Here is a 1,690-nt window from a genome sequence, read left to right as displayed (position 1 = left end):
ACGGCGGAACCCCGGAAGTCGCCACCGGACCCCCACGAGAAGGGCGGTTCGGCGGCGAAGGTGGTCTACGACTATTCGACCAGGATGACGACCAGTTGGCGGGCCAGTTCGGCGTCGGCGGGACCACCCAGCCAGACCAGGGGGCGGCGGGGGTCGAGGCGGTCGAGAGCGTCGGGGAGGGAGCCGAAGACTCGGTCGGCGCGGACTACGCAGACTTGCGGGATCACCTCGGAGACGGCGGGGCCGCCGCCGACGTCCAGGGCCAGCGAACCGGTCGATGCGTCGCCCGCTACGGCGTCGCGGACCACGGCGTCACCGGTTTCGGTGGTGCCTGAGCCGCCGTGCACGACCTGGTGACCCGGTGCGCTCGCCCAGTGATCGAGCCAGGCCGGGCCCGGTTCGACGGCCGCCAGGACAGAGCTCGCGCTCATGCCGTAGAGCACGTCCGCGACCGCGGCGGGCAGGCCGGCGAGGTCGACGGTTCGCACGAGGGAACCGTGTTCGCGCAACCGCTCGGCGAATCGGGTGAGTACGGCCGCCCGTTCGGCCGGATCGACGTCGTCACCGTGGCCCGACGTACGGCGCATCGGCACCCGACGCTCGTCGTCGGGTAGGTCGAGCAGCCCGTCTCGGACGCGGCGCAAGATCTCCTCGCGAGAATTCACTCGGGCACTCCCGTTCGTTGGCGACGCCGGTGGACATCGCCGTTCACACATCTCTCACCCCACATACCGCGGGAATCACCTCGTTCGCTACCGTACCGACCGGTCTACGGTAGGCGGTCCGACGCTCCGAACCCAATGGCTAGTTCGTGGCAACCCGCGTGAAGCCGAGCATCCGCAGCAACTGGTCGACCTGCAGGTCGAACACTTCGGCCCGATCGGCGAAGGTATCGCGGCCGTACATGTCGAAAACGTCGAAGTTCACGGCGCCGAACAGGGTCGTCCAGGCGGTGAGGGCGACGGCGATCAGCCAGTCCGGGGCGGCCAGGCCGAATTGCTCACGGATAGCGGAGAAATCGCCCGTGGTGGATGGTGAGATCACCGGTTCCGCGGCAGGGGCGCTGAGCTGCTCGGCGCGGTAGGCGCTGTCGACGATGCCGAGCAGCATCGCGATCACCCGCACGCCGGGCGCTTCGGTGTCCTCGGCGGGCGCGGCGTAGCCGGGCACGGGGGTGCCGAAGAGCAAGCCGTACCAGGCGGGCTCGGCCAGTGCCCACGCCCGGACCGTCCGCGCCACCGTCCGGAAGCGGGTCGCCGGGTCGTCGGATGCGTCGGCCAGCGCGGCGTCGACCGCGTCGCCGAGCGCGTTGTAGCCGTCGACCACGAGCATGGTCAGCAGTTCGTCGCGGCTGCGCACGTATCGGTACACCGCCGAGGACACGACACCCAGATCACGGGCGACAGCGCGCAAGGACAGTGCCGCGGCGCCCTGGGACGCGAGGTGCTCCCGGCCGATCCGTTTGATGTCGGCGATCGTCTGGGCGCGAGCCAGTGCCCGCGGTCCTGGTCGGTCGGTACTCATCGACCGATCATCGCGCACCGGCGGCGCCGTGCAGGCGGCGGCGTTCGGCCGTGTCCTCGACCGGGTCGACCACATTGGCCGCGCGTTCGATCTCCGCGGCGAAAGTCGCGCCGCCGACCTCCCAGGCCATGGCGAGGAACTGGTCGCGGAACCGGCTGAGGTCGAC

General features: G+C 70.5%; 2 protein-coding genes. Both read right to left on the bottom strand.

Annotation, left to right across the window (positions count from 1 at the left end):
• Nucleotides 1-71: 71 nt before the first annotated feature.
• A complete protein-coding gene (locus ACFWPJ_RS24065; protein ID WP_378854655.1) occupies nt 72-665 on the bottom strand; it encodes a hypothetical protein in 594 nt (197 codons plus the stop codon).
• Between the two features lie 139 nt (nt 666-804).
• Nucleotides 805-1,524, bottom strand: a complete 720-nt coding sequence (locus tag ACFWPJ_RS24060; protein ID WP_378854654.1) for a TetR/AcrR family transcriptional regulator — start codon at nt 1,522-1,524, stop codon at nt 805-807.
• Nucleotides 1,525-1,690 lie beyond the last annotated feature (166 nt).

Origin of the sequence: Nocardia sp. NPDC058497, assembly GCF_042720195.1 — a bacterium.
GTDB lineage: Bacteria > Actinomycetota > Actinomycetes > Mycobacteriales > Mycobacteriaceae > Nocardia.
This window is presented reverse-complemented; position numbering and strand designations above follow the sequence as displayed.